Here is a 5,054-nt window from a genome sequence, read left to right as displayed (position 1 = left end):
GGTCAGACGGCGGCGGCGGCCTGGGTCGGGATGTTCTTCCTGGAGCGGGCCTGCGCCCAGCAGGTGGCCGCCCTGTCGGGGGGACGCGAACATGTGCTGATGGCCCCCGACGCGGCGCAGGAAGAAACCAAGGAACAGGGCAAGGGCATCGGCTTCATCTCCTCCCTGGCCTGGCCGGGGGCCCTGCGGATGCTGGATCGAAAGTCGCCGGGCTACGACGCGTGACATCGGCCGGGGGGCTGTGGATCGGGGTCGCAGCCCTTGCGGTGGCGACGCCGTGTCTGGCCGGTCCCTGGACCCAGCCGAAGGGTCAGGGTCAGATCATCGTCAAGTTCGAGGAGATGCGGGCGGATCAGGGGTTCGACCCCGACGGTAACCGGGTCGATCTGCCGGCGGATCGGCGCGACACGGCTCTGAGTGCCTTCATCGAATACGGGCTGACGGATACGCTGACATTCCAGTTCAAGGGTGACTGGCAATCGGGGAAAGACGCCTTCGTGGAATACGAAGGGCGTGGGCCGCTGGAGGTCGGGGTGACCTGGCGGGTCTGGCGCGACGACCGGACCTCCGTCAGCCTGTACGGCGGCTATGCCGATGGAGGCGAAGGGCGCAATGCGGGCTATGCCGCGCCGGGGGTCGGGGATCAGGACTGGGAGGTCCGGGCCTCGGTCGGTCGGTCGTTCGACGGCAATGGCAGGCGGTTCAGCCCGCGCAGTTCCTTCGTGGACGTGCAGGTGGCGCGGCGGATGCGGCAGGGTCTGCCGGACGAAACGCGCATTGATGCCACGGCGGGCTCTCGCTATGGCCGCAACTGGATGCTGCTGGCCCAGGCTTTCGGCGGCCAGACTGACGACGACGGGGCGCAGTGGCTGTCGGTCGAAACCTCGGTCGTCCGCGACATGGGCCAGTGGAGCCTGCAGGCGGGCTGGCGTCAGACGGTGCTGGGCCGGGAGACGCCTGCGGCTAGCGGCCCTGTAGTGGCGCTGTGGCGGCGGTTCTGAGCGCGGCGTTTTTACTCAGTCATTTCCGCGACGGAAACCGGAACAGTCCGCGTTACATCTCATTGAGTTGCGTCGACGGCGAAAGCCGCTAAGTCGGCATGCCCACTGACCGCCGGAGAGCCTGACGCGTGATCAAACGCCACTTCTTCCTGATTGCCGCCGGTGTGTTGCTGGCTCTGATGGTTCTGGCCGTCGTTCTGCGCATGGCGTTTGCGGGCGACGAAAAGGCGGGCGGCCGTGGTGGTCCCGGCGGTCCCGGCGGCAGAGGTCAGGCGGTGTCCGAGGCTGTGGTAGCCCAGCGTTCGTTCAGCGACCAGATCCGCGTGCTCGGCGTGGCGCGCGGTCGCCGCTCGGTCAACATCACCTCGTCCACCAGCGAACTGATCACCCGGGTTCTGTTCACCGACGGCCAGCGGGTCGCGGCGGGGACGCCCCTGGTCCAGCTTCAGGCGCGCGAGGAAGACGCCGGCGTCGGCGAGGCGCGCGCCCAGGTCGATCAGGCCCGGTCTATGTACAATCGCTACAAGACACTCAGCGATCGTGGCTTCGCCTCGCCCATGATGGTCGAGCAATACGAGACCGAACTGGCGACGGCGCAGGCGGCGCTGGCGGCGGCGCAGGCGCGCCAGGGCGACCGAACGATCCGCGCACCCTTCGCCGGCGTGCTGGGCCTCAGCACGGTGACGGCCGGCACGCTGGTCAATCCGGGCGGCATCATCGCGACCCTGGACGACATCGATGTGGTCCGCGTCGATTTTCCGATTCCGGAGCGGTATCTGTCGGTCCTGCGGCCCGGCGTTCCGATCACGGCGACCATCGACGCCTATGGCGACGAGACCTTCAGCGGCCGGATCGCCCTGATCGACACCCGGGTGAACGAACAAACCCGGTCGGTAACGGCGCGGGCGGAGATCCCCAATCCCGGCGGGCGTATACGTCCCGGCATGGCTGTGCGGGTCGCGGTCCAGCAGGGCCAACGCACTTCGGTGGCCGCGCCGGAAGCGGCCGTTCAGTATGAAGGCGAGGGGGCTTTCGTCTATCGGATCGCACGTGGCGAAAACGGCTCCACCGCCCAGCGGGTCGAGGTCGAGGCGGGGGCCGTCGAGGGCGGCTTCGTGGAAATCATATCCGGCCTGAACGCAGGCGACCGCATCGTCGCCTCGGGCCTGAACCGCATCCAGCCCAATGCGCCGGTCACCGTGGCCGGCGCGGGGGGTCAGCGCGGAGGAGCCCGTCAGGGTGCCGCCGCCGCACCGCAGGGAGCCGCGCGATGATGCTGTCCGACATGGCGGTGCGTCGCCCCGTCTTCGCGGCGGTGGCGGCGATCGTGCTGTGCGTGATCGGGGCGGCGGCCTTCTTTTTCCTGCCTGTGCGGGAGCTGCCAGACGTCGATCCGCCCATCGTGTCGGTCAACACCAGCTATGCCGGGGCCTCAGCCGAGGTCATAGAAAGTCGCATCACCGAGCCGATCGAGCAGCAGATCGCCGGCCTTCAGGGCGTCGAACGCATCAACTCGACCAGTCGCGACGGGCGTTCCAGCGTCTCCATCGAATTCGCCCTGGACCGCAACATCGACGACGCCGCCAACGATGTGCGTGACCGGGTCAGCCGCGTCGTGGGGCAGTTGCCGGATCAGGCCGAGCCGCCGGAAGTGGCCAAGGCGGACTCGGACAGCCAGCCGATCATGATCCTGTTCCTGCGCTCCACGTCGATGAACCGGCTGGAGCTCACGGACTACGCCGACCGCTATCTGATCGACCAGCTGGCCACCGTGCCCGGTGTCGCCCAGGTGCAGATCTATGGCGAGCAGCGCTATTCGATGCGTATCTGGCTGGATGCCGCAGCGCTGGCGGCGCGCGGCCTGACGGTCACCGACGTCGAGACGGCGCTGACGACGCAGAACGTCGAACTGCCGGCCGGGTCGCTGGAATCCGGCGAGAAGAACTACACCGTTCGCGTGGCGCGGACCTATGCCCTGGCCGAGGACTTCCGCCAGCTGCCGATCGGCACGCGCGGATCCGCGACGGGGGCGGGCACCACGACCGGCGGAACCGCCAATGCGGCCTCGACCGCGACGGCCCTGCCCAGCGGGGCCTCGACCGCCATCCAGGGCACGGGGGCCTATGTGACCCGTCTGGGCGACATCGCCCGCGTCGAGGAAGCACCGGAAGAGGACCGCCGCCTGTTCCGTGGCAATGGTCTGGACCAGATCGGTTTGGCGATCACCCGTCAGGCCCAGTCCAACGACCTGGCCATTTCGGACGGCGTAACCGAACTGCTGGACAGCGTGCGTGCCAGCCTGCCCGAAGGCACCGAACTGGTCGTCGGCTCGGACAACTCGGTCTTCACCTCGCACGCCATCGATGAGGTCTGGATCACCATTGGCATCTCCATGGCGCTGGTGGCCCTGGTCAATTTCGTCTTCCTGGGCTCGTTCCGGGCCGCGTTGATCCCGTCGGTGGTGGCCCCGATCTGCCTGCTGGCGACCTTCATCGTTCTGGCCCCGCTGGGTTTTTCGCTCAACCTGCTGACCTTGCTGGCTCTGGTTCTGGCGATCGGCCTGGTGGTCGACGACGCCATCGTTGTGACGGAAAACATCCAGCGTCGTCTGGATCACGGTGAGCCGCCACTGGTCGCGGCCGAGCGTGGCGCGCGTCAGGTGTTCTTTGCCGTCATCGCGACCACCATCGTGCTGCTGGCTGTGTTCGCGCCCCTGCTGTTCCTGCCGGGCTATGTCGGACGGCTTTTCGTGGAGCTGGCGGCCGCTATCGCCGCGGCTGTGGCCTTCTCCGCCTTCCTGGCCCTGACGCTGTCTCCGATGATGGCGTCCAAGATCCTGCGGCCGGTCACGACCGGCGGCTGGCTGGCCCGGCGGGTCGATTGGGGCATGGACAAGCTGAAGAACTCCTACGGCAACTCGCTTCAGGCCCTGCTGGGCAAGCGCATCGCCGTGTTCGGGGTGGTCGGGGTGATCCTGCTGGTCGGCGGCGGAGCCGCGGCCATGTTCCTGACTTTGCCGAACGAACTGGTGCCCCCCGAAGACCGGGGCCGGGTGCAGGTCCGGGTGCAGGGCCCGGAAGGGGCCGGCTTCGACTACACCCGCCGCATCATGCTGGGTCTGGAACCGATCCTGGCCGAATACCGGGCGAACGGCGAGGCCGACAGCTATCTGATCTCCGCCCCCGGCTTCGGTGGCGGCAGCTTCAACTCCGGCAACGCCAACCTGACCCTGGCCGACTGGTCCGAACGCGACCGCTCGGCCGATGAGATCGCCCAGGAGCTGAACGGCAAGCTGCGCAGCCAGACCGACGCCCAGGTCAACGCCAGCGTGCCCGGTGCCTTCCAGCGCGGGGGCGGCAACTCCAACTCGGTCGAGATGATCGTGACGGGGTCGGAGTATCAGGACATCTACAACTGGCTCCAGCCGGTACTGGCCGCCTCGCTGGAGAACCCCGGCTTCTCGCGCCCGCGTCTGAACTATGAGCCCAACTCGCCGCGTCTGCTGGTCGATGTCGATCCGGAGAAGGCGGCGGCGCTGGGCGTGTCGTCGCAAGCGATCGGGCGGACCCTTGAGACCATGTTCGGCTCGCGGCGCGCCACGACCTATCTGCGCGGCGGTCAGGAGTATGACGTCATCCTGCAGACCGAGCGCGACAACCGCCGGACGGTCGAGGACTTGGAAAGCCTGTATGTCGCGACCGGCAGCGGCCAGCTTGTGCCGCTGTCCGCCGTCGTCACGACCCAGACATCGGGCGATACGCCGGACCGGCGCCGTCTGGACCGCCAACGGTCCATCAGTCTTTCGGCGGACCTGAACCCCGGCACGACCATCGCCGATGCGACCGAGTTCCTCGACCGCGTGGCCAGCGAACAGCCGCAGGGCGTCGTCGCCACTCAGTGGGGCGGTGCGGCGCGCGATCAGCAGGAAGCGGGTGGAGCTGTGGCCGCGGCCTTCGGCCTGGCGCTGTTGCTGGTGTTCCTGGTGCTGGCGGCCCAGTTCGAGAGCTGGATCACCCCGGCGGTGATCATGCTGACCGTGCCCCTGGCGGCGGC

3 protein-coding genes and 1 pseudogene are annotated in these 5,054 nt (G+C 68.1%); all 4 read left to right on the top strand.

All coding sequences use genetic code 11. The annotated features are described in order from the left end of the window. A pseudogene (locus tag JHC81_RS13720) lies at positions 1-225 on the top strand (class II aldolase); the annotation flags it as partial. Then, entirely contained in the window at positions 222-1,001 is a 780-nt protein-coding gene (locus JHC81_RS13715; protein WP_366466298.1) for a hypothetical protein, read from the top strand. The pseudogene JHC81_RS13720 and the gene JHC81_RS13715, both read left to right, overlap by 4 nt. Before the next feature lie 128 nt (positions 1,002-1,129). Continuing rightward, the gene (locus JHC81_RS13710; protein ID WP_292175596.1) at positions 1,130-2,275 is read left to right on the top strand and encodes an efflux RND transporter periplasmic adaptor subunit; all 1,146 of its coding nucleotides are present in this window, start codon (positions 1,130-1,132) and stop codon (positions 2,273-2,275) included. Beyond that, positions 2,275-5,054, top strand: a 2,780-nt coding sequence (locus tag JHC81_RS13705) for an efflux RND transporter permease subunit (RefSeq protein ID WP_292175594.1), incomplete at its 3' end; no start/stop codon positions are given. The genes JHC81_RS13710 and JHC81_RS13705, both read left to right, overlap by 1 nt.

Origin of the sequence: Brevundimonas sp. (genome assembly GCF_016463295.1) — a bacterium.
In the GTDB taxonomy this organism is placed as follows: domain Bacteria; phylum Pseudomonadota; class Alphaproteobacteria; order Caulobacterales; family Caulobacteraceae; genus Brevundimonas.
This window is presented reverse-complemented; position numbering and strand designations above follow the sequence as displayed.